The sequence below is a fragment of the Bradyrhizobium sp. 137 genome (assembly GCF_023074095.1).
In the GTDB taxonomy this organism is placed as follows: Bacteria; Pseudomonadota; Alphaproteobacteria; order Rhizobiales; family Xanthobacteraceae; genus Bradyrhizobium.
Map to the genome: position 1 here is coordinate 207,835 of NZ_JADPKU010000129.1, position 18,353 is coordinate 226,187.

21 protein-coding genes are annotated in these 18,353 nt (G+C 64.1%); 11 read left to right on the plus strand and 10 right to left on the minus strand.

The genetic code is table 11. The features are described 5' to 3' along the window. The first annotated feature begins 11 nt into the window (after positions 1 to 11). Complete coding sequence (locus IVA78_RS33495; protein WP_247281678.1) at positions 12 to 893, plus strand: AraC family transcriptional regulator; 882 nt, start codon at positions 12 to 14, stop codon at positions 891 to 893. Positions 894 to 1,055: 162 nt separating this feature from the next. On the opposite strand, the gene IVA78_RS33500 is transcribed toward IVA78_RS33495, so the two are convergent. Continuing rightward, complete coding sequence (locus IVA78_RS33500; protein ID WP_247281677.1) at positions 1,056 to 1,556, minus strand: peptide deformylase; 501 nt, start codon at positions 1,554 to 1,556, stop codon at positions 1,056 to 1,058. An 8-nt stretch (positions 1,557 to 1,564) separates the two neighbouring features. Further along, positions 1,565 to 2,026, minus strand: a complete 462-nt coding sequence (locus IVA78_RS33505; protein ID WP_247281676.1) for a cupin domain-containing protein — start codon at positions 2,024 to 2,026, stop codon at positions 1,565 to 1,567. A gap of 379 nt (positions 2,027 to 2,405) precedes the next feature. Between IVA78_RS33505 and IVA78_RS33510 the strand changes: the two genes are divergently transcribed. Beyond that, the gene (locus IVA78_RS33510; RefSeq protein ID WP_247281675.1) at positions 2,406 to 3,626 is read left to right on the plus strand and encodes an MFS transporter; all 1,221 of its coding nucleotides are present in this window, start codon (positions 2,406 to 2,408) and stop codon (positions 3,624 to 3,626) included. 21 nt (positions 3,627 to 3,647) lie between these two features. On the opposite strand, the gene IVA78_RS33515 is transcribed toward IVA78_RS33510, so the two are convergent. Then, on the minus strand, positions 3,648 to 4,034 hold the full coding sequence (locus IVA78_RS33515) for an ester cyclase (RefSeq protein ID WP_247449248.1): 387 nt from the start codon (positions 4,032 to 4,034) through the stop codon (positions 3,648 to 3,650). A gap of 56 nt (positions 4,035 to 4,090) precedes the next feature. Beyond that, positions 4,091 to 4,963 (minus strand): bifunctional helix-turn-helix transcriptional regulator/GNAT family N-acetyltransferase, encoded by an 873-nt coding sequence (locus tag IVA78_RS33520; RefSeq protein ID WP_247281673.1) that lies wholly within the window; start codon positions 4,961 to 4,963, stop codon positions 4,091 to 4,093. A 372-nt stretch (positions 4,964 to 5,335) separates the two neighbouring features. On the opposite strand from IVA78_RS33520, the gene IVA78_RS33525 reads away from it, so the two are divergent. The 4 genes from IVA78_RS33525 (at position 5,336) to IVA78_RS33540 (ending at position 9,480) form a co-directional block, all read left to right on the plus strand. Then, entirely contained in the window at positions 5,336 to 7,000 is a 1,665-nt protein-coding gene (locus IVA78_RS33525; RefSeq protein ID WP_247281672.1) for an acetolactate synthase large subunit, read from the plus strand. 178 nt (positions 7,001 to 7,178) lie between these two features. Next, positions 7,179 to 7,526, plus strand: a complete 348-nt coding sequence (locus tag IVA78_RS33530; protein ID WP_200454603.1) for a Lin0512 family protein — start codon at positions 7,179 to 7,181, stop codon at positions 7,524 to 7,526. Between the two features lie 4 nt (positions 7,527 to 7,530). After that, positions 7,531 to 8,223 carry a GNAT family N-acetyltransferase gene (locus IVA78_RS33535; protein WP_247281671.1) on the plus strand — a complete coding sequence of 231 codons (693 nt, stop codon included), beginning with the start codon at positions 7,531 to 7,533 and terminating at the stop codon, positions 8,221 to 8,223. 69 nt (positions 8,224 to 8,292) lie between these two features. Beyond that, a complete protein-coding gene (locus IVA78_RS33540) occupies positions 8,293 to 9,480 on the plus strand; it encodes a serine hydrolase domain-containing protein (RefSeq protein WP_247449251.1) in 1,188 nt (395 codons plus the stop codon). 74 nt (positions 9,481 to 9,554) lie between these two features. Here IVA78_RS33540 and IVA78_RS33545 read toward each other — a convergent pair whose 3' ends face one another. Next, on the minus strand, positions 9,555 to 10,895 hold the full coding sequence (locus IVA78_RS33545; RefSeq protein ID WP_247281668.1) for an RtcB family protein: 1,341 nt from the start codon (positions 10,893 to 10,895) through the stop codon (positions 9,555 to 9,557). 463 nt (positions 10,896 to 11,358) lie between these two features. Between IVA78_RS33545 and IVA78_RS33550 the strand changes: the two genes are divergently transcribed. After that, a complete protein-coding gene (locus IVA78_RS33550) occupies positions 11,359 to 12,024 on the plus strand; it encodes a DUF429 domain-containing protein (RefSeq protein ID WP_247281667.1) in 666 nt (221 codons plus the stop codon). Positions 12,025 to 12,031: 7 nt separating this feature from the next. Here IVA78_RS33550 and IVA78_RS33555 read toward each other — a convergent pair whose 3' ends face one another. Then, a complete protein-coding gene (locus IVA78_RS33555; RefSeq protein WP_247281666.1) occupies positions 12,032 to 12,244 on the minus strand; it encodes a hypothetical protein in 213 nt (70 codons plus the stop codon). Between the two features lie 403 nt (positions 12,245 to 12,647). On the opposite strand from IVA78_RS33555, the gene IVA78_RS33560 reads away from it, so the two are divergent. Further along, positions 12,648 to 13,352: a glutathione S-transferase N-terminal domain-containing protein gene (locus tag IVA78_RS33560; RefSeq protein WP_247469462.1), complete on the plus strand. Its 705-nt coding sequence runs from the start codon at positions 12,648 to 12,650 to the stop codon at positions 13,350 to 13,352. A gap of 2 nt (positions 13,353 to 13,354) precedes the next feature. Here IVA78_RS33560 and IVA78_RS33565 read toward each other — a convergent pair whose 3' ends face one another. The 3 genes from IVA78_RS33565 to IVA78_RS33575 form a co-directional block, all read right to left on the minus strand. Beyond that, a complete protein-coding gene (locus IVA78_RS33565) occupies positions 13,355 to 14,137 on the minus strand; it encodes a sulfite exporter TauE/SafE family protein (protein ID WP_247281664.1) in 783 nt (260 codons plus the stop codon). 3 nt (positions 14,138 to 14,140) lie between these two features. Next, positions 14,141 to 14,773 (minus strand): TetR/AcrR family transcriptional regulator, encoded by a 633-nt coding sequence (locus IVA78_RS33570; protein ID WP_247281663.1) that lies wholly within the window; start codon positions 14,771 to 14,773, stop codon positions 14,141 to 14,143. Between the two features lie 218 nt (positions 14,774 to 14,991). Next, positions 14,992 to 15,363 (minus strand): tRNA-binding protein, encoded by a 372-nt coding sequence (locus IVA78_RS33575; RefSeq protein WP_247281662.1) that lies wholly within the window; start codon positions 15,361 to 15,363, stop codon positions 14,992 to 14,994. A gap of 101 nt (positions 15,364 to 15,464) precedes the next feature. On the opposite strand from IVA78_RS33575, the gene IVA78_RS33580 reads away from it, so the two are divergent. Further along, positions 15,465 to 15,839 (plus strand): ArsC family reductase, encoded by a 375-nt coding sequence (locus IVA78_RS33580; protein ID WP_247281689.1) that lies wholly within the window; start codon positions 15,465 to 15,467, stop codon positions 15,837 to 15,839. On the opposite strand, the gene IVA78_RS33585 is transcribed toward IVA78_RS33580, so the two are convergent. Then, positions 15,836 to 16,483 carry a hypothetical protein gene (locus IVA78_RS33585; protein ID WP_247281661.1) on the minus strand — a complete coding sequence of 216 codons (648 nt, stop codon included), beginning with the start codon at positions 16,481 to 16,483 and terminating at the stop codon, positions 15,836 to 15,838. The two genes, IVA78_RS33580 and IVA78_RS33585, sit on opposite strands and share 4 nt — an antisense overlap. Before the next feature lie 351 nt (positions 16,484 to 16,834). Here IVA78_RS33585 and IVA78_RS33590 point away from each other — a divergent pair, with 351 nt between their 5' ends. Both IVA78_RS33590 and IVA78_RS33595 read left to right on the plus strand, forming a co-directional pair. Beyond that, the gene (locus IVA78_RS33590) at positions 16,835 to 17,590 is read left to right on the plus strand and encodes an ABC transporter ATP-binding protein (protein WP_008551999.1); all 756 of its coding nucleotides are present in this window, start codon (positions 16,835 to 16,837) and stop codon (positions 17,588 to 17,590) included. Further along, the gene (locus tag IVA78_RS33595) at positions 17,583 to 18,329 is read left to right on the plus strand and encodes an ABC transporter ATP-binding protein (RefSeq protein WP_247281660.1); all 747 of its coding nucleotides are present in this window, start codon (positions 17,583 to 17,585) and stop codon (positions 18,327 to 18,329) included. The genes IVA78_RS33590 and IVA78_RS33595 overlap by 8 nt, the downstream gene beginning before the upstream one ends. Positions 18,330 to 18,353 lie beyond the last annotated feature (24 nt).

Sequence of the window (18,353 nt, forward strand, 5' to 3'; positions counted from 1 at the left end):
GAGGAAGGACGATGAAGGCGGCGCTGCAAACCTATCAGGACCGGATGCGACGGGTGTTGGACCATATCGACCGGCATCTCGACCATGATCTGGACCTCGACACGTTGAGCGGTGTTGCGGCCTTCTCGAAATTTCATTTCCACCGGCAGTTTTCGGCGACCTTCGGGCTGTCCGTGCATCGCTATGTCCAGCTCGCCCGCATGAAGCGCGCTTCGCATCAGCTCGCCTACACGGACGCGCAGAGAGTCACGGACATCGCGATCGAGGCCGGCTACGACGCACCGGACGCCTTCGCCCGCGCCTTTCGGCAACGGTTCGGGCAATCGCCGTCGTCGTTCCGGAAATCTCCCGACTGGGAACCGTGGCTTGCGGCCTTCGGGCCTCTCGACAACGCGAGGAGCAAGCTCATGCAGACGACCTTTACCCGTGACGACGTGACGATCCGCGATGTGCCCACCACGAAGGTGGCGATCATGGAGCATCGAGGCGACCCGGCAACGCTACAAGCTACCCTCCAGCGCTTCATCGCGTGGCGCAAGGCAGCGGGCCTGCACCCCAGGACAAATCCGACCTTCAACGTCTGGCGCTCCGAACGGCGTCCTGCCTCGCCCGCCGACTACAGCGTGGACCTTTGCGTCGGTACCGACCGGGCGATCGTGGCCAATGGCGAAGGGATCAAGGCCGGCGAGATCCCCGGCGGCCGCTGCGCCGTGCTGCGCGTGGTCGGCTACACCAACAATCTGGAGCCCGCCGCGCTCTATCTTTATCGCGACTGGCTTCCGGCCAGCGGCGAGGAAGCGCGCGACTTCCCGATCTATTGCCAGCGGCTGAGCTTCTTCCCGGAGGTGCCGGAGCATGAGACGGTCGCGGAGCTCTTTCTGCCGCTGAAATAGGTCCTCGGACCGCGGCCTGTCCCAGCCGATCGCGAGCAACGGAGAGGCCGTTATCCACGACCGCCGGGCCATGACTGTTCATGTGAATGAGCATCAGCGAACTGAAGCAGATCAGGCTACTGCGCGCAGGGGATTGAACCTCATCGCCGCCCCGGCGACGCCTCAACTTCGCGACATCTTCTCGAACCGCTTCACCAGTCGCTCCCGCTTCAGCCGCGACAGCCGCTGGATCCAGAACATGCCGTCGAGTTGGTCGATCTCGTGCTGGTGGCACACCGCGCGCAGGCCGTCCGATTCCTCGGTTCGTGTGTTGCCGTCGAGATCCTGATAGCTGATCCGCACGCGCGCGTGGCGCTGGACCTCGTCGTTGACGCCGGGCATCGAGACGCTGCCTTCGCGATGCAGGATCATCTCGGGCGAGGCCCATTCAATGACCGGATTGACATAGGTGAGCGGGCCGTCGTCCCTGGCGTCGAGCTCGAGCACCACGACGCGCAAGGGCACTCCGATATGCGGCGCGGTGATGCCGATGCCCGGTGCGGCGCGCATCGTGTCGAGCAAGTCGTGCGCAAGTTCGCGCAAGCCGTCGTCGAACGCGGTCACGGGGCGCGCTGGCGTCGCGAGTCGGCGGTCGGGGTAGCGGAGGAGGGGGCGGATGGTCATGCAGGGCATCACGCGTCCGGATACGGCGTGCCGTCCTTGTGCAGGAAGCGGCCGTCGGATGCCGGGCTCATCATGTCGATGTCGGAGCAGGTGATGAGGTCGTCTTGCGAGCGCGAGCCGATTTCGAGATAGACCGCCGTCGCATTCGACCTGTTGATCATGTGATGGCCGTTGCCGCTTGCCTTGGGAAAGGCGGCGCAATCGCCCGCGCGCAGCACGGTTTCGCCGTCGTTCTCGATCAGCGTCACTTCGCCTTCCAGCACATAGACGAATTCGTCCTCGTGCGAATGCCAGTGCCGCTGGCTCGACCAACCGCCCGGCGGCAGGCGCATCAGGTTGACGCCGAAATCCGACAGGCCTCCGGCATCACCGAGCCGCTGCCGGATGCGGTCGGCGCATGGGGTGCTGAAGGGCGCCGGATAGCCGGAACCCTTGCGGGCCGGCGTCCTGGCGAGGTCAATCTTGGGCATGGACGGGTTCCCTGCATTTCAGCGCGCCGATGGAGGAGCACATCGCGACGCATCGTCGGACACAGCCGCACGCGGCGCGGCGAGCGTCTGGAGAGCGGACGGACGAATGGTCACGATCGCAATCGTGGACCAGGGGATCAGTGGGATGATGCCATTGTGCAGCTGTTTTGCCCGACGAGTCAAATTGCGGCTCGCGCATCGTGAGGTGCCAGCACCCTAAGTCGTTGATCTTGCAGCACCCGGCTACTGTGCATGGGGTTGTTTTCGCGACTTTTAATTGGCAGATCACAAAACGTGCCGCAAAATTTTACGTCGGCTTGTCGACCCCGGCTGTTCCCATTCGTCTTCCACGCAAGACAGACCTGAACGGGAGACCCAAATGACCCAATCCCCCTATCGCTGGGTGATCGTCGCCGCCGGCGGCCTGCTCGGCTGCGTCGCGATCGGCGGCATGTTTTCGCTGCCGGTGTTCCTGCAGCCGATCGCGAAGGACACCGGCTGGTCGGTGACCGGCATCTCCAGCGCGATGACGATCGGCTTTCTGGCAATGGCCTTCACCAGCATGGCCTGGGGCACGCTGACGGATCGATTCGGGCCGCGGCCGGTGGTGCTGACGGGATCGACCGTGCTGGCGCTGAGCCTGTTCGCCGCGAGCCATGCGACCTCGCTGATCGTTTTCCAGTTTGTGTTCGGGCTCCTGGTCGGGGCGGCCTGCGCGGCGATCTTCGCGCCGATGATGGCGACCGTGACCGGCTGGTTCGAGACCCATCGCAGCCTCGCCGTGTCGCTGGTGTCGGCTGGCATGGGCATGGCGCCGATGACGATGGCGCCGTTCGCGGCCTGGCTCGTTTCCGGCCACGATTGGCGGACCTCGATGCAGATTGTCGCCCTGGTGGTCGGCGCCATCATGATCCCGGTCTCGTTCCTGGTGCGCCGTCCGCCGGCGCTCGCGCACGCGGCCGCCGCACCAACGGGCGAGGGGGCCGGGCAGGGCGAGCTGTCGATGGGCGAGGCATTGCGCTCGCCGCAATTTTTGATCCTGCTCGCCACCAACTTCTTCTGCTGCGCCACCCATTCCGGTCCGATCATCCACACCGTCAGCTATGCCGTGAGCTGCGGCATTCCGCTGGTCGCGGCAGTGACGATCTACAGCATCGAGGGTTTTGCCGGCCTGGGCGGCCGCATCGCCTTCGGCGTGCTCGGCGACCGCTTCGGCGCCAAGCGGGTGCTGGTCTCCGGCCTCCTGCTCCAGGCGTTCGGTGCGCTCGCCTACGTCTTCGCGCATCAGCTCACGACGTTCTACGCGGTCGGCGCCGTCTTCGGTTTCATCTATGCCGGCACCATGCCGCTCTACGCCGTGCTCATCCGCGAGAACTTTCCGCTCAAGATGATGGGCACGGTGATCGGCGGCACGGCGATGGCCGGCAGCCTCGGCATGGCAACCGGTCCGCTCGCCGGCGGCCTGATCTACGACGCGTTCTCGAGCTATGCCTGGCTCTATATCGCCTCCTGGGCGATGGGTCTCGGGGCCTTCCTGATGGCAATGACGTTCCGCCCGTTCGCAAAGCCGCAAGGCGAGGTGGCAGCGGCGCCGGCATAAGTTCGTGATCGAGGCGCAGCATCAGAGCTGCGCCTCGATCGCCGCCTTGTCGATCACCGACCAGACCTGCCGGATCTTTCCATTGTGAAACGCGTAGAAGACGTGCTCGCAAAAGGACACGCGCCTGCCGTTCACCTCGAGTCCCAGGAATTGTCCGACCGGCGCGCAGTCGAATGCCAGCCGGCACGCGATGGTGGGCGGATCTGAGGTCAGCAGCGCGATGTTGAAACGCAGATCCGGGATGTCGCGAAAGTCCTGCTCCAACATCGCACGATAGCCAGACAGGCCGAGCGGGCGGCCGTTGTGGACGACATCGTCATGCACGAACTGGCCGAGGCCCGGCCAGTCCTGCCGGTTCAGGCAGGCGATGTAATTGCGATAGCGGTCGGCGAGATCGGCGCTGTTCATCGTGAAGCTCCATGCTGCAAGGATAACGCGGCAGGAGGCGAATTCGCCTCGCGGCGTCACAGCCGCTTTTCGAAGAACAGATCGGGATAGGGATCGTCGTTGAAGCGAGGAATCTCGCGCCAGCCGGTGCTGCGGTAAAGCTGGCCGGCCTCGGGCAGCGCGCTGTTGGTGTCCAGCCGCAGCAGCCTGATGCCGAGCTCGCGCGCAGCATCTTCGGTCGCATCCATCAGGCGGCGGCCGAGCCGCAATCCGCGCGCGGCGGGCGCAACCCACAGCCGCTTGATCTCGGCATAGCCGTGATCGGTGCCCTTCAGCCCGACGCAGCCGATCGGCAGCGTGTCCGAGATCGCAACGATGAATGTGCCGCGCGGCCGGCGCATGTCCTTGGCATCGGGATCACGCGAGCGCGACACGTCGAAGCCCTGCTTGAAGCGGCGCCCGAGCTCGGCATAGTACTCGCCGAGGCAATAGCGGGCCTCCGCGCCTTGCGGGTCCATCTCGTTCAGCGTGACACGCTCGCGCGTCAGCGCGGAGGCGATCAGGTCCATCGCCGCCAGCAGCGCCTCGGCTTGCGAGTGTTGCGCGAGGATGCCGTCCGCCTGCGCGTTCGACAGCGCCTCATAGGCTGCGAACTCGCGCCGGCCCGCGCGCGTGAGCTTTGCCATGCGCCGGCGCGCATCGTCCTCGCGCGCATTGGTCTCGATCAGCCCTTCGTCCTCGAGGCTGCGAAGCAGCCGGCTCATCAATCCGGAATCAAGACCGAGATAGTCGCGGATTTCCGCCACGTCCGAGCGGCCGTGGCCGATCGCGTTGAGCACCCGCGCCGCGCCAAGCGGCCGGCCGCGGCCCAGGAACGAGGTATCCAGTGCACCGACAGCGGAAGTGACGGCGCGGTTGAAGCGGCGGACGCGGGAGACGGGGTCGAGCATGATGTCTGACTTTAGTCAGGTATCTCCTGCTGTCAATCGCTTTGGGCAGGTCAAGAGGTCCTCGCATGGCGCAGATCGCAACCGCGCTTCCCTTGCGCCGGCCGACGGGAGATCGCCGCGGCGATGCCGCGGGAGCCGCCGGTCACGCGTGCTACACCGCGGCCGGGACACGCGAGAGGTGGAGGCTGTCGCTCCACACTCTCTCAGTGCGAGCGCAGGAAATGGATCCGGGAGAGACGCTGGATTGCTTCGCTGCGCGCGCAATGACGAGGCTGGAGCTCTCGCGCGCCTCTTTGTGAGTTGTGCCCGTGCCGCGAGCCGCTACCATGCGGCCGCTCCCGGAGCGTGGGACGTGCAGCAAGCGGAGACCACATGAGCGGACAGGACCACAAAGTCAAAGGATCGGACTTGTTTGTCGCCGCGCTGGAGAACGAGGGCGTCGACCGCATCTTCGGTGTCCCCGGTGAGGAGAATCTCGACCTCGTCGAATCGCTCCGCACCTCAAGGATCGAGCTGATCCTGACGCGCCACGAGCAGGCCGCCGCCTTCATGGCTGCCACGCATGGGCGGCTGACCGGCAGGCCCGGCGTGTGTCTGTCGACGCTTGGACCTGGCGCACTTAATCTGTCCACCGGCGCGGCCTATGCGCATCTCGGTGCGATGCCGATGATCCTGATCACCGGTCAGAAGCCGATCATGAGCAGCCGGCAGGCGCGCTTCCAGATCGTCGACGTGGTTGCGACCATGAAGCCGCTGACGAAGCTGTCACGGCAGATCGTCAGCGCTTCCAGCATCCCGACCGTGGTGCGCGACGCCTTTCGCGTCGCGATGGAAGAACGGCCCGGGCCGGTTCATCTCGAATTGCCAGAAGATATCGCGGGCGACGAAGTATCCGCCGTCCCGGTGATCCCTGTCCATCCGATCGAAATTCCGGTCGCCCATCGTGCCGCACTCGACCGTGCCGCCGAGATGATCCTGGCTGCAAAGCGTCCGCTGGTGATGATGGGCGCTGCGACCAGCCGGCCGCGGTCGACGCATGGCATCGCAAGCTTCGTGCGGCGGACCGGCATTCCCTTCTTCACCACGCAGATGGGCAAGGGCACCGTGCCCGGCGGCACCAACCTCTATATGGGGACCGCCGCGCTGTCCGAACGCGACTACGTTCATGACGCGATCGATGCCGCCGACCTGATCGTCGCGATCGGCCACGACCCCATCGAGAAGCCACCCTTCATCATGGGGCCGGCGGGGCCGAAGGTGATTCACGTGAGCTATACACCGGCGAGCGTGGAGCTGGTCTATTTTCCAGACGCCGAGGTCGTCGGCGACGTCGGCCCGAGCCTGGAGCTGCTCGCCGATCGGCTCGAAGGCAAGCTGCCGCAGGCGGCGGCGCTTTTGCCGCTACGCGAAGAGATTCTCAGGCACATCGCCGATCGCGCCACCGAGGCGCGCTGGCCGCCGACACCGCAGCGGATCGTGCACGACATCCGCCAGGTGATTCCGGAGAACGGCATCGTCGCGCTCGACAACGGCATGTACAAGATCTGGTTCGCGCGCAACTACCGCACTCGCGTTGCCAACACGCTGCTGCTCGACAATGCGCTGGCGACGATGGGTGCCGGCCTGCCGTCGGCAATGATGGCCGCGATGCTCCATCCGGACCGCCGTGTGCTCGCGGTCGCCGGCGATGGCGGCTTCATGATGAACAGCCAGGAGCTGGAGAGTGCCGTCCGTCTCAAGCTCAATCTCGTCGTGCTGGTGCTCGAGGACAACGCCTACGGCATGATCCGCTGGAAGCAGGCGGTAGATCATTTTGCCGATTACGGCATGACCTTTGGAAATCCGGACTTTGTCGTCTATGCCAAGGCCTACGGCGCCAAGGGGCATCGCATCGTGAGCATCGACAGCTTCGGCCCGACGCTGGAGGCGGCCTTCAAGGAGGGCGGCGTGCACCTCGTCTCGATTCCGATCGATTATTCGGAGAACGTGCGGGTGCTGGTCGACGAGCTGCGGGCGCATGAAAAGTCAAAGGCGTAAGTGTGTTCGACACTTCGCCACACCCGTCATTGCGAGCGCAGCGAAGCAATCCAGAGCCGTTCCGCAGAGGCAGTCTGGATTGCTTCGTCGCTTCGCTCCTCGCAATGACGGGGTATGCCGACCAGCCCGAATGCGATAACAACTTGCGGCAACATCCAACCAACCACAGGAATATGAAATGACCCGGGTTCGTTGTGTCACCGAGATGGGCATGGGCGTCGACGTCCACGGCAGGGATGCCACCAAGGCGGCGAAACGTGCGGTGTCGGACGCGATCAGGCATTCGAGCCTCGGCTTTTTTCGGATGATCGGGAAGACCGCGAACGACATGTTTGTCGACGTCACGATCGCCGTGCCCAATCCGGAAGCCGTCGACAAGGAAGCCGTCGCCAAGGAGCTGCCTTACGGCACAGTGACTGTCAACGCAGTCAAGGGCGGGCTGGAGATTCCCTCGGCCACGGAAGTGGCCAACGACCCCATCCTCATCGCCAATGCGGCCGTGATCGTCAGCTTCGACAAGGACTAGGCCGGTGTCCGACAGCGATATGGCGCTGCTGGATCGTCCGATCTGGAGCGCTCTGACAACGCGTCAGAAGCATCTGGCCGAAGGCGGCCCGCGGGCGCTGCGCTATCCCGTGGACATGACGCCGTTTGCCGACATGATCGACCTGTCCGCGGCAAGCTTTGCTGCGCTCGGTGATCTCATGACGGGATCGCAAGTCGCTGCGCTGTTTACGCCGGAGCCGGTCGACGTGCCCGCCGGCTTCAAGGTCGTGCTCGCCGAGACCGGCGAGCAGATGATCGGATCGCCCGCCGACAGCCCGCTCCGCGATGCCGAGATCGTCACGCTGGGACCCGCCGACGTGCCCGCCATGATGGCGCTGACAGAGCTGACCAAGCCGGGCCCGTTCGCGCTGCGCACGCACGAACTGGGGACGTTCTTCGGCATCCGTGCCGGCGGCGAGCTGGTTGCCATGGCCGGCGAGCGGATGAAGCCAGGCAATTTCACGGAAATGACGGCCGTGTGCGTGCATCCTGATCATCGCGGCCGCGGCTATGCGCAGGCGCTGCTCGCGGCGGTCGCGCGGCAGATCGAGGCGCGCGGCGAAATTCCTTTCCTGCACGTATTTTCGAACAACGCGTCCGCCATCGCGCTCTATCAGCGGCAGGGCATGCGGATTCGCCGTCGCCTGCACGTGACGGCGCTGATGAAGCAGGAATGAGCTGCGCCGCGGGCTTCATATCCGGCGAATTCGCGCTATATCGTTCCCAACCATAATTTGAGGAAACACATGGACGCCAGGACACCTGATTTTTCCGCCGCGCGGACGGCGATGCAGCGCTACGTCGATCAGGAGATCATCCCCGGTGCATCTTGGGCTGTGCTGCGGGGGCGCGATGTCGTCGACCAGCAATGCGTCGGCTTTGCCGACCGCGAGGCCAACACCGCGCTTCGGCCCGACCACATTTTTCGTGCATTTTCCAATACAAAGATCTTCGTCACCTGCGCCATCATGCTGCTGGTGGAGGAGGGCCGCGTCGGGCTCGATGATCCCGTCGAGAAATTTCTGCCGCAGCTCGGCCATCGCACGGTGTTGAAGCCGGGGGCTGCGAGCCTTGCCGATGTCGAGCCGGCGAGGGGCCCGATCACGATCCGACAGCTGCTGACCCACACGTCCGGGCTCAGCTACGGCATCTTCGATCCGGGCACGGTGCTGTTCAAAGGCTACAACGAGGCGCGCGTGCTCAATCCGCTGACGCCGCTCGCCGACATGATCGACCGGCTTGCCGATCTGCCCTTGTCCTATCATCCCGGCACCGGCTGGGAATATTCGGTGGCGACCGACGTGCTCGGCCGCGTCGTCGAGGTCGTCTCCGGCCAGCAGTTCGACGCTTTCCTCAAGGCGCGCATCTTCGATCCGCTCGGCATGACCGATACAGGCTTCTATGTGCCGGAAGCGCAGCAGGGCAGGCTGGTGGCACTCTATAACGGCGCTGATGTGCTCGATCCCATGAAGCCCGGCCTCACGCGGGCCGACCATCTGCCTTATTCGCAGGCCTATCGGCGGCCGTTGCCGCGGCTGTCCGGCGGCGGCGGTCTGGTCTCGACCTTGCCCGACATGCTGGCGCTGGTGCGCGCGTTGCTGCCCGGTTCTGATGCGCTGCTGAAGCCGGAGACGCTGCGGCTGATGATGACGAACCAGCTGCCCGCTGGCCAGACCATCCGCTTCGCCAATCTCGGGCCGATCCCCGGCAAGGGGTTCGGTCTCGGTGGCGCCGTCACCTTCGCGCCGACGCCGTTTGATCCGCCGAACTCGACCGGTGAATTCCAGTGGGGCGGGCTTGCAGGCACCCATTGGTGGATCTGCCCTGACGCCAACACCGCCGGCGTGCTGATGGCCCAGCGCTACATGGGGTTCTGGAATCCCTTTTTCTTCGAGTTCAAGCGTCTGGCCTATCAGGCGGTCGGCGCGACATGACGAGAGTTCGGCCTGGCTCGTCGGCTGTGCCAGACACAAGGTGAGCCGGAGGCGTTGCCTCCCGCCCGTCCTCGTCAGTCCTTCCACGGATCGAACTCGCCTTCGCCGGCCATGGCGACGGCGAACGGCCGCAGCGTGTGCAGCACCCGCACGGTGCCGGCGTGCTGCGCCAGCACGTCCGGCAGGCGGCGATAGGCCATCGGGCTCTCATCGAGGTCGGCACCAACAAGGGTGACTCCGCGCTCGCTCAGCCATCGGTCCATCTCCGCGCGCGAGAAGCGCCGCTTCGCCTCCCTTCGTCCGAACAGGCGGCCGGCGCCGTGCACGGTCGAGTACAGCGAGGCCTTGGCTTCGGGGCTGTCGACGCCCTCGAGGATGACGGCGTCGTCACCCATCGAGCCGCCGACGAATCCCTTCTGGCCCGGAAACGCCGGCGTCGCGCCCTTGCGCACCACCCACAAATCACGGCCGTCGTGGGTCTCGCGCCAGGCGTAGTTGTGGTGGTTGTGCACGCTCTCGGTCACGCTGCCGCCGATGATCCGGCGGACGCGCTCGACGACCCACTCGCGGCCGGCATAGGCGTAACGTCCGGCGAGCTGCATCGCCGCGATGTAGCGGCGGCCGAGCTCGGACTCCTCGTCGACCACGGCAGGCGGCACGTTCATGCCATCCTTGCCGCCGGCGGCCTTGAGATAGCGCGTCGCGGAGGTGTGCCCGAGGCCGCGGCTTCCGAAGTGGACACCGACCCAAACAAAGCCTTCCTCGTCGCGCATGAGATCGACATAGTGGTTGCCCGATCCGACCGTGCCGAGCTGGCTCACCGCCTTCTGACGATAGGCCTCCATGTCGCTCTCGCGCCAGGCATCGCCGTCGTCGAACAGCGCGTGCTCGGCCCGCTCGGCATTGGCCCGGCCGACACCGAACGAGATCGTCTTGGCGACGTCGCGGATGATCGTGGGCACGATGTCGACGATATCGTCGAAGCGCGTGTCGAGCTTTGCGGCCATGTTGCCGCAGCCGATGTCGAAGCCGACGCCGGAGATGCTGATCTGCTTCTCATAGGCGATGACGCCGCCGACCGGCTGGGCATAACCGAGATGGCCGTCGGCGCAGATCACGCCGGATACGACATTGCCGACCGCCATGCAGTTGCGCATCTGCGCCACGGTCGCCTCCTCATGCGGACCGAAGATCTTCAGCGGCGCATTCTGGAAGCGCGCCTCCTGCGGGCGCAGCTTCGCGAGCTCGCTCGCGGCGGTGTTGGCTTCGCGGGCGAGATGCTCCTTGCGCGCGGCGTCGCGGTACGAGCACCAGGCCGGCTGGCCGCGTCCTTCGCCGACGCGCGAGTCGGGATCGATACCGGCGGCGAGGCAGAGCTCGCGGGCGCGTTCCATGTAGGGATCGGATCGTCGCATGGCCGTGATTCCTGCTTCACTTCCTGCGCGCACCACAGAGTGGACGCGCGGCTCCTGTCAGAGATTTCGCTGGTTCCAGGCGCAGTCCCGCGTCCGGATTCGCTGTCCTTTCGCATTAATTCAACGCCGTCTTCGAGGTAGTGATCCACGCAACCGAGGCTTCGGAGAAGCGCCGCGGGCAACAAAAAACCCTCCGGAGCGGCAGGCTCGGGAGGGTCCGTGAGAAGCGGACTGTCGATCTTGCGGTTAGGCAAGATCGCTCCGATGAGCCGGGCATGCGACATCGGATTGGCCGAAGGCCGTTCGACAGTCGCGCAAATCTTTCGTAGCGGTACAGCATCGCTCGGTTCATGTTGTCGGTCGCGAACGGAAGTGCTCGCGAGGCCGCGGGAGGCAACCCGCGGTTGTCAAGCAACGGCGCGTGTGAAATTGCAAGATATGGACGCAAGACATGGACGAATGAGTGCCAACCTATCTCGGTCTCGATGGATTTCGCTTCGGCTGGGTCGCTGCCTGGATCGATGAGCGCGGCGATCACGGCTTCGATTACTCACCGGGCCTGACGCGCCTGCTCGCGTTGCCGCATGCGCGCGCGATGATCGACATGCCGATCGGCTTGAATCCGAGCGGCTATCGCGCTTGCGATCTGCGTGCGCGCGAATTGATCGGCCCTGCCGTGTTTCTCGGCGCGCGCCGCGACCTGTGGACGTTCCCGGATATGGCTGCGGCGAATCGCTATTACTGGGATCAGGAGGGCAAGGGCAGGGGCGTATCGGCGCAGCTCTGGAACATCAGAGACAAGCTCAAGGAGGTCGACGATGCCATGGCGCCGGCGCGGCAACCGACGATCGGCGAGGCCCATCCTGAATTGATCTTCTGGAATCTGGCCGGACGAGTTCGGCTTGAGCCGAAGACGTCACCGCGTGGTCAAGCGCAGCGTATTGCTCTGCTGAGAGACCGGGGCTTCACCAAGATCGAGACATGGCTGACGCTTCGCTATCGCACCGGCATCGGCCGTGACGATCTGATCGATGCCTGCGCCTGCGCGGTCGCGGCGCGCGAGAGCACGCAACGTGTCGGCGACGACGAGATCGATCCGCGAGGCCTGAGAATGGAGATCAACTATTGAGCCCTCCTTAGCCCTCGCGATCGCTTCCGTCTCCCGTGTAGCGCCGGCGAGGATAACTCTGCTTCAGATGAACGCCATCGTCGTCCAGCCTTGCTGCTCTCTGTTCGTACTCCTCGGCCATGGACTGCAGCCGCCGCGCAGCTTCGCTATGTGCGAGATCGCCGGCGACGCGGCGGCACCGCTCAGCATGGTCCAGCAGTGCGCGCTTCTCGATGCTCATCCGGCGATAACGCTTGGAAGGCTTAATGGTCCCTGCGCGGGCGCTTGGAACAGCGCAAGGGGCTTTGTCTCGATGACCGGGAAAAAGTAGCAATATTTTCAAGCGGCCAAGGAACATGGTTCCTGAGCCGACGTTGAAGCCAAAGGCTGCTGAGGGACAAGATAACTATGTATGACACCTGCCAATTGGCGACCGCGATGCTCGCGGTTGCCTTTACGGCCCTGCTGTTGATCACGGGCCAACGGTTCATCGAGTACCGATTGCAACATGAAGCAATGATTCCGATCGTGGCGCTCGCAACGCTGCCGCCATAAGCGCGGGTTCGCCGGGACGAATCGTGACTTGCGCCGGACGGCGTCCTGCCTAGATTGTGCACGCCTCAGTCCATGCACCACAGGTCTCGATGTCCGATCTCTCCGCCTTTCCCATCACCAAGCGTTGGCCGGCGAAACATCCCGAACTGCTTCAGCTCTATTCCTTGCCGACGCCGAACGGCGTCAAGGTCTCGATTATGCTGGAAGAGATTGGATTGCCTTACGAAGTCCACCTCGTCGATTTCGGCAAGGACGACCAGAAGACGACCGAATTCCTCTCGCTCAATCCGAACGGCAAGATCCCGGCGATCCTCGATCCGAACGGCCCGGGCGGCAGGCCGCTACCGCTGTTCGAATCCGGGGCGATCCTGCAATACCTCGCCGAGAAGACCGGCAAGCTTCTGCCGGAAGACGCCGCACGCCGCTATCAGACCATCCAATGGGTGCATTTCCAGATGGGCGGCATCGGGCCGATGTTCGGCCAGGTGGGCTTTTTCCACAAATTTGCCGGCAAGGATTTCGAGGACAGGCGGCCACTCGAACGCTACGTGAGCGAGTCCAAGCGCTTGCTCGGCGTGATGGAGACGCAACTCGCCGGCCGGCACTGGTTCATGGATGACGATTACACGATCGCCGACATCTCGATGCTCGGCTGGGTGCGTAATCTCATCGGCTTCTACGGCGCAGGCGAACTCGTCGAGTTCAGCCAGTTCAAATCGGTCGGCGCTTGGCTTGAACGAGGTCTCGCGCGTCCGGCGGTGCAGCGCGGGCTGAATATTCCGAAACGGCCGTGAGGCTAGCCCAGCGCCTTGTACGTCATATAGAGCGCCATCAGCGCGACGAGGGCGATCATGGTCCGGCGCAGCACCGATTTGCTGACGCCATTGGCTATGCGTGCGCCGAGATCGGTGCCGATCCAGAGGCCGGCCAGAATGCCGATGATGGCCGGCCAGCTGACCATCAGTCCCTTGCTCCAGTAAATCCAGGCCGCCGGACTGTTGGTCGGGATCACCGAGAAGATGAGGCTGACGAGCTGTGCCTGATGCTGCGGTACGCGCAGGCCCGCGGCGAGGCCGACGGTGATCGCGAGGCCGCCGCCGATGCCCATGAAGCCGGACGAAAAGCCCGCGAGCACGCCGACAAGCAGCAGAGGGAGCCACGGCAATTCGGCGGGATCGCCGGCCTTGCTCTCGCCGTCCTTGCGGTCGCGGCGTAGCGCCAGCACTGCGATCAGCGCGACGAGATAGATGACGTAGGTCCATTGCAGCACTGTGTCGGGCGTGGCGGCCGCAGCATAACTACCGCTGGCGCCGCCGATGAGAAATCCGATGCCGATCCAGACGATCCATTGCAGCGGGCTGCGGTTGCCGCTCTGCCAGTAGCGGCGTACGCCCGCAAGGCCCGTCGGCGGCACTTGTGCGATCAGAGATGTGCCCTGGGCGACGTGCTGCTCGGCGCCGAGCAACAGCACGGAGAAGATGACGAGGCCGCCGCCGGGGCTCGTGCCCGAGAAGCCCGATGCCAATCCCGCGACCAGACCGACGCCGGCGCCGGCGAGGAGTTCATATATCCAGGTCATCGTTCATGTCCTGGTTCGTCGCTTGACGTCCGCCTTGGTCGTGCGCAGGCCGTCGACCACGCTGTCAACGGCCATCATGCAGGCGTCGACGTCAAAATCCTCGCCCCAGCATTGTTGCAGCACAAAACCCTGGAAAATTGCGATCAGCACGCGCGCGATCGCCTCGGCGCCGAGGTCGCGCTTGATGAGTCCGTCATGCTGGCCGCGCTCGACCAGCGCCACGATCAGCGCGCGCGGCATGTCGATGCCTTCGACGACGCTGCTGCGGACGCGGCGGTTGCGCAGCGCTTCGGCCCAGCCATGAATGCCGACACGGCGGCGGGGCTCGCCGGCGGGATCGGTAAGCCATTGCGCGTAGACGCGGACCAGCGCGTGCAGCCTTTCGATCGGATCGCCCGATCCTTGAGCGACCGAGTTGAGCACGGCCTCACGGCGATGCCGGTCGTCCGCGAGCGCTTCGATCAGATCGTCCTTGCTCTGGAAATAGAGATAGACCGCGCCATGGCTCAAGCCCGATCGCTTGACGATATCGGCCATGCCGGTCTGGTGAAAACCGTTCTCGGCAAAGCAGGCGAGGGCCGCTTCGAGGATCTGCTGCCGCCGGCCTTCGCGCTTCTTGTCGCTGATCTTGGGCATCGGCTCAGTCCATAAATAACTGACAGATTGATCACTTTGGAGTTTTGTCAGCGACGCACAAATTCTCGGTGATCTACATAAAAACCGATCGATCAGTCATTTTTAAAGCAGAGCGGCAGCGAGGTCAAGACCTGCCGGCGCCGGACCGGGAGATAAGGCGGTGAAGTGGCTGACGCGCCCTGCCAGCGGCGGCGGGGCGGCTCTTGGCTCGTGTGCCGCTAGAACAGCCGTCCGCCGTTGGGCACGGGCTTGCTCGGCTGCACCAGCACGACCTTGCCGGCAGCATCGGGGAAACCGAGGGTCAACACCTCGGATACGACCGGGCCGATCTGGCGCGGCGGGAAATTGACGACGGCCGCGACCTGCAGCCCCACCAGCGTCTCGAGCGGATGATTTTCGGTGATCTGCGCCGAGCTCTTGCGGACGCCGATCGCAGGGCCGAAGTCGATCCATAGCCGAAAGGCCGGCTTGCGCGCCTCCGGAAACGGCTTGGCGTCGACGATGGTGCCGACGCGGATATCGACCGCGAGGAAGCTGTTGAAGTCGATGGCCGGCGAGGCGGCGGCCGCGGGGTCGTGAGTGACGTGCATAGTCCATCCGTTCGGCAAATGGCGTCGTTCGCAATATTGTCGCGCGAACCGGAGTTTCGTACAACGCTGCGGTCACCATGCGACGCATGCGCGAGGACGACTTGCCCAACATCATCTACGGCATCAAGAACTGCGACACCATGAAAAAGGCGCGCACCTGGCTCGACAGCCATGGCGTGCCTTACGAGTTTCACGACTACAAGACGGCGGGAGTCGAGAAGGACAAGCTCAAGCAATGGAGCGAAAAGGTCGGCTGGGAGACGTTGCTCAATCGCGCCGGCACGACTTTCAAAAAGCTCCCTGATTCCGACAAGGAAGGGCTCGGCGAGAAGAAGGCGCTGGCGTTGATGCTAGCGCAACCATCGATGATCAAGCGGCCGGTGCTGGAAATTGGCGGCAAGCTGCTGGTCGGATTCAAGCCCGATATCTATGCCAAGGAAGTCGGCGCCAAGAACGCTGAAGCCAAGGCGCGCTAATTCAGTTCGATGGTCTCGGCGGTGACGCTTGGGCCGGACTGGTCGGCGATCTCGACCACGTCGGCTGCTGCGATGCGACCAGGCGCGCGATGAAAGAGGTCGCGGTCGATCACGACGCGCAGTCTCGGACGCGGCGGCGCGTCATTTCCGCGCATCAGATTCTTGATCTCGAAGCCGCCGTCCTCGCAGAAGGTCTTCACCGACGCGATGATGTGGCTGACCTTGTCCTCGGTCAAGAACGGCAGCAACAGCCGTTCATAGGCGACGATGCGACCGTAGATGTCGTCGATGTCGGCAACGCTGTAGATCGGAAGCCCGCGCGCAACGCATTCGTGATAGATGGGCATCACGAAGGGCGCGAGCCGCGGTCCGACATAGTCGTGCAGCAGGATGCCCTTGCCGCTGTGGCCATAGGCGCGCGAAATGCGCGTGCCTTCGCTCTGGATGATCAGGTGCGGCGTCGGCGTCGAATTGTCTACCGTGTAATAGATGAGATCGGACAGCTCTTCCTCGAGCCGCGCGGGCTGGTACTCCCAGATCGCCGGTGCGACCTGCTGGCGCGCATAAAGTCGCAGCCACGTGTTCAGGAGATCACGCTGCCTGATCGACTTGACGACGGAGGGCGCGGCGCTTGCGAAATCCAAAACAATATTCCCGGCATGTCAAAACCCGCACATGATCCATGCCGCGGGAAAATTTTCTATGAAGGCTGGCGCGGGAGACGAAAGACCGTTAACGACGGCTTGACGACCGGTGCCTTGCGAACCGGGAGGCCGGGCAGGCACGACATCAAAACATCTCCGACTAAGGGAGCATTTGTATCCCAGCCGGAGGCCTGATCTGCTCAGCTTTCCGCCTTGCCTAACCCCCGTCACCTCCGGCATATTCCGCGCCCGGAGGCGGCGTTCCGGAGGGGCTCCAAGGCCTCCGGAAAGCCGAAGCAACAAGGACAGCCACGCGCGGCCAGCGCGTCGCGCGGGCAGGGGGAAATCTGTTTGGCCGATGAGTTCATTCTCGAAACGGAAGGCTTGACCAAGGAGTTCGCGGGCTTCTTCGCCGTCCGCGACGTTGCGCTCAAGGTTCGCCGTGGGAGCATTCATGCGTTGATCGGTCCGAACGGGGCCGGCAAGACGACGTGCTTCAATCTTTTGACCAAGTTCCTCAAACCGTCTGCCGGAAAGATCCTGTACAAGGGACAGGACATTACTGCGATGGCGCCGGCCGACGTGGCGCGCATGGGCTTGGTTCGCTCGTTCCAGATTTCGGCGGTTTTTCCGCATCTCACCGCGCTGGAGAACGTCCGCGTCGCCCTTCAGCGCCAGCACGGCTCTTCGTTCGACTTCTGGCGCTCCAAATCCGTGCTCAACCGCTTCAACGATCGCGCGCGCGAGCTGTTGAACGATGTCGGCCTCAGCGAGTTTGCCAATACGCCGGCGGTCGAGATGCCCTACGGACGCAAGCGCGCACTGGAGATCGCAACCACGCTCGCGCTCGACCCCGAGATGATGCTGCTGGACGAGCCGATGGCCGGCATGGGTCACGAGGACATCGACAAGATCGCGGCGCTGATCAAGCGCATCTCCGCGAAATATACCATCCTGATGGTCGAGCATAATTTGAGCGTCGTGGCCAATCTCTCCGACATCATCACCGTGCTGACGCGCGGGCAGGTGCTCGCGCAGGGCCATTACTCCGAGCTCACCAAGGACGAGCGCGTCAAGGAAGCCTATCTGGGAGCCGGTCATGCCTGACACTGCGATCGCCGAGGCTCCGGCAAAGGCCGCGACCGGCGGAAACATCCTTCAAGTCCGCAACCTGGAAGCCTGGTACGGCGAGTCCCACATCCTGCACGGGATCAACTTCGACGTGAATGCGGGCGAGGTCGTCACCCTGCTCGGGCGCAACGGCGCCGGCAAGACGACCACGTTGAAATCGATCATGGGCATCATCGGCAAGCGAACCGGCTCGGTGAAGTTCAACAATCAGGACATCATCCGCGCGACCTCCGACAAGATCGCGCGGATGGGTATCGCCTTCTGCCCCGAGGAGCGGGGCATATTCTCCAGTCTCGACGTGCGGGAGAATTTGCTGCTGCCCCCGGTGGTCCGCGAAGGCGGGCTGCCGCTCGATCAGATCTTCGACCTGTTCCCGAACCTGAAGGAGCGGCTCAACAGCCAGGGCACCAAGCTCTCGGGCGGTGAGCAGCAGATGCTGGCGATCGCGCGCATCCTGCGCACGGGCGCGAGCTTCCTGATGCTGGACGAGCCGACGGAGGGCCTTGCGCCCGTCATCATCCAGCAGATCGGCCACACCATTGCGCGGCTCAAGAAGGAAGGCTTCACCATCCTTCTCGTCGAGCAGAACTTCCGCTTCGCATCCACTGTTGCCGACCGCTATTACGTGGTCGAGCACGGCAAGATCATCGACGGATTCTCCAATGCGGAGCTTGCCGCCAACATGGACAAGCTCCACACCTATTTGGGTGTCTAGAACTGCCAACGAAAAAATTCAAAA

What these genes read in the sequence shown, in the direction of transcription:
- IVA78_RS33495 (WP_247281678.1), top strand. Translation starts at nt 12, where the DNA reads ATGAAGGCGGCGCTGCAAACCTATCAGGACCGGATGCGACGGGTGTTG.
- IVA78_RS33500 (WP_247281677.1), bottom strand. Translation starts at nt 1,556, where the DNA reads ATGACCATCCGCCCCCTCCTCCGCTACCCCGACCGCCGACTCGCGACG.
- IVA78_RS33505 (WP_247281676.1), bottom strand. Translation starts at nt 2,026, where the DNA reads ATGCCCAAGATTGACCTCGCCAGGACGCCGGCCCGCAAGGGTTCCGGC.
- IVA78_RS33510 (WP_247281675.1), top strand. Translation starts at nt 2,406, where the DNA reads ATGACCCAATCCCCCTATCGCTGGGTGATCGTCGCCGCCGGCGGCCTG.
- IVA78_RS33515 (WP_247449248.1), bottom strand. Translation starts at nt 4,034, where the DNA reads ATGAACAGCGCCGATCTCGCCGACCGCTATCGCAATTACATCGCCTGC.
- IVA78_RS33520 (WP_247281673.1), bottom strand. Translation starts at nt 4,963, where the DNA reads ATGCTCGACCCCGTCTCCCGCGTCCGCCGCTTCAACCGCGCCGTCACT.
- IVA78_RS33525 (WP_247281672.1), top strand. Translation starts at nt 5,336, where the DNA reads ATGAGCGGACAGGACCACAAAGTCAAAGGATCGGACTTGTTTGTCGCC.
- IVA78_RS33530 (WP_200454603.1), top strand. Translation starts at nt 7,179, where the DNA reads ATGACCCGGGTTCGTTGTGTCACCGAGATGGGCATGGGCGTCGACGTC.
- IVA78_RS33540 (WP_247449251.1), top strand. Translation starts at nt 8,293, where the DNA reads ATGGACGCCAGGACACCTGATTTTTCCGCCGCGCGGACGGCGATGCAG.
- IVA78_RS33545 (WP_247281668.1), bottom strand. Translation starts at nt 10,895, where the DNA reads ATGCGACGATCCGATCCCTACATGGAACGCGCCCGCGAGCTCTGCCTC.
- IVA78_RS33555 (WP_247281666.1), bottom strand. Translation starts at nt 12,244, where the DNA reads ATGAGCATCGAGAAGCGCGCACTGCTGGACCATGCTGAGCGGTGCCGC.
- IVA78_RS33560 (WP_247469462.1), top strand. Translation starts at nt 12,648, where the DNA reads ATGTCCGATCTCTCCGCCTTTCCCATCACCAAGCGTTGGCCGGCGAAA.
- IVA78_RS33565 (WP_247281664.1), bottom strand. Translation starts at nt 14,137, where the DNA reads ATGACCTGGATATATGAACTCCTCGCCGGCGCCGGCGTCGGTCTGGTC.
- IVA78_RS33570 (WP_247281663.1), bottom strand. Translation starts at nt 14,773, where the DNA reads ATGCCCAAGATCAGCGACAAGAAGCGCGAAGGCCGGCGGCAGCAGATC.
- IVA78_RS33575 (WP_247281662.1), bottom strand. Translation starts at nt 15,363, where the DNA reads ATGCACGTCACTCACGACCCCGCGGCCGCCGCCTCGCCGGCCATCGAC.
- IVA78_RS33595 (WP_247281660.1), top strand. Translation starts at nt 17,583, where the DNA reads ATGCCTGACACTGCGATCGCCGAGGCTCCGGCAAAGGCCGCGACCGGC.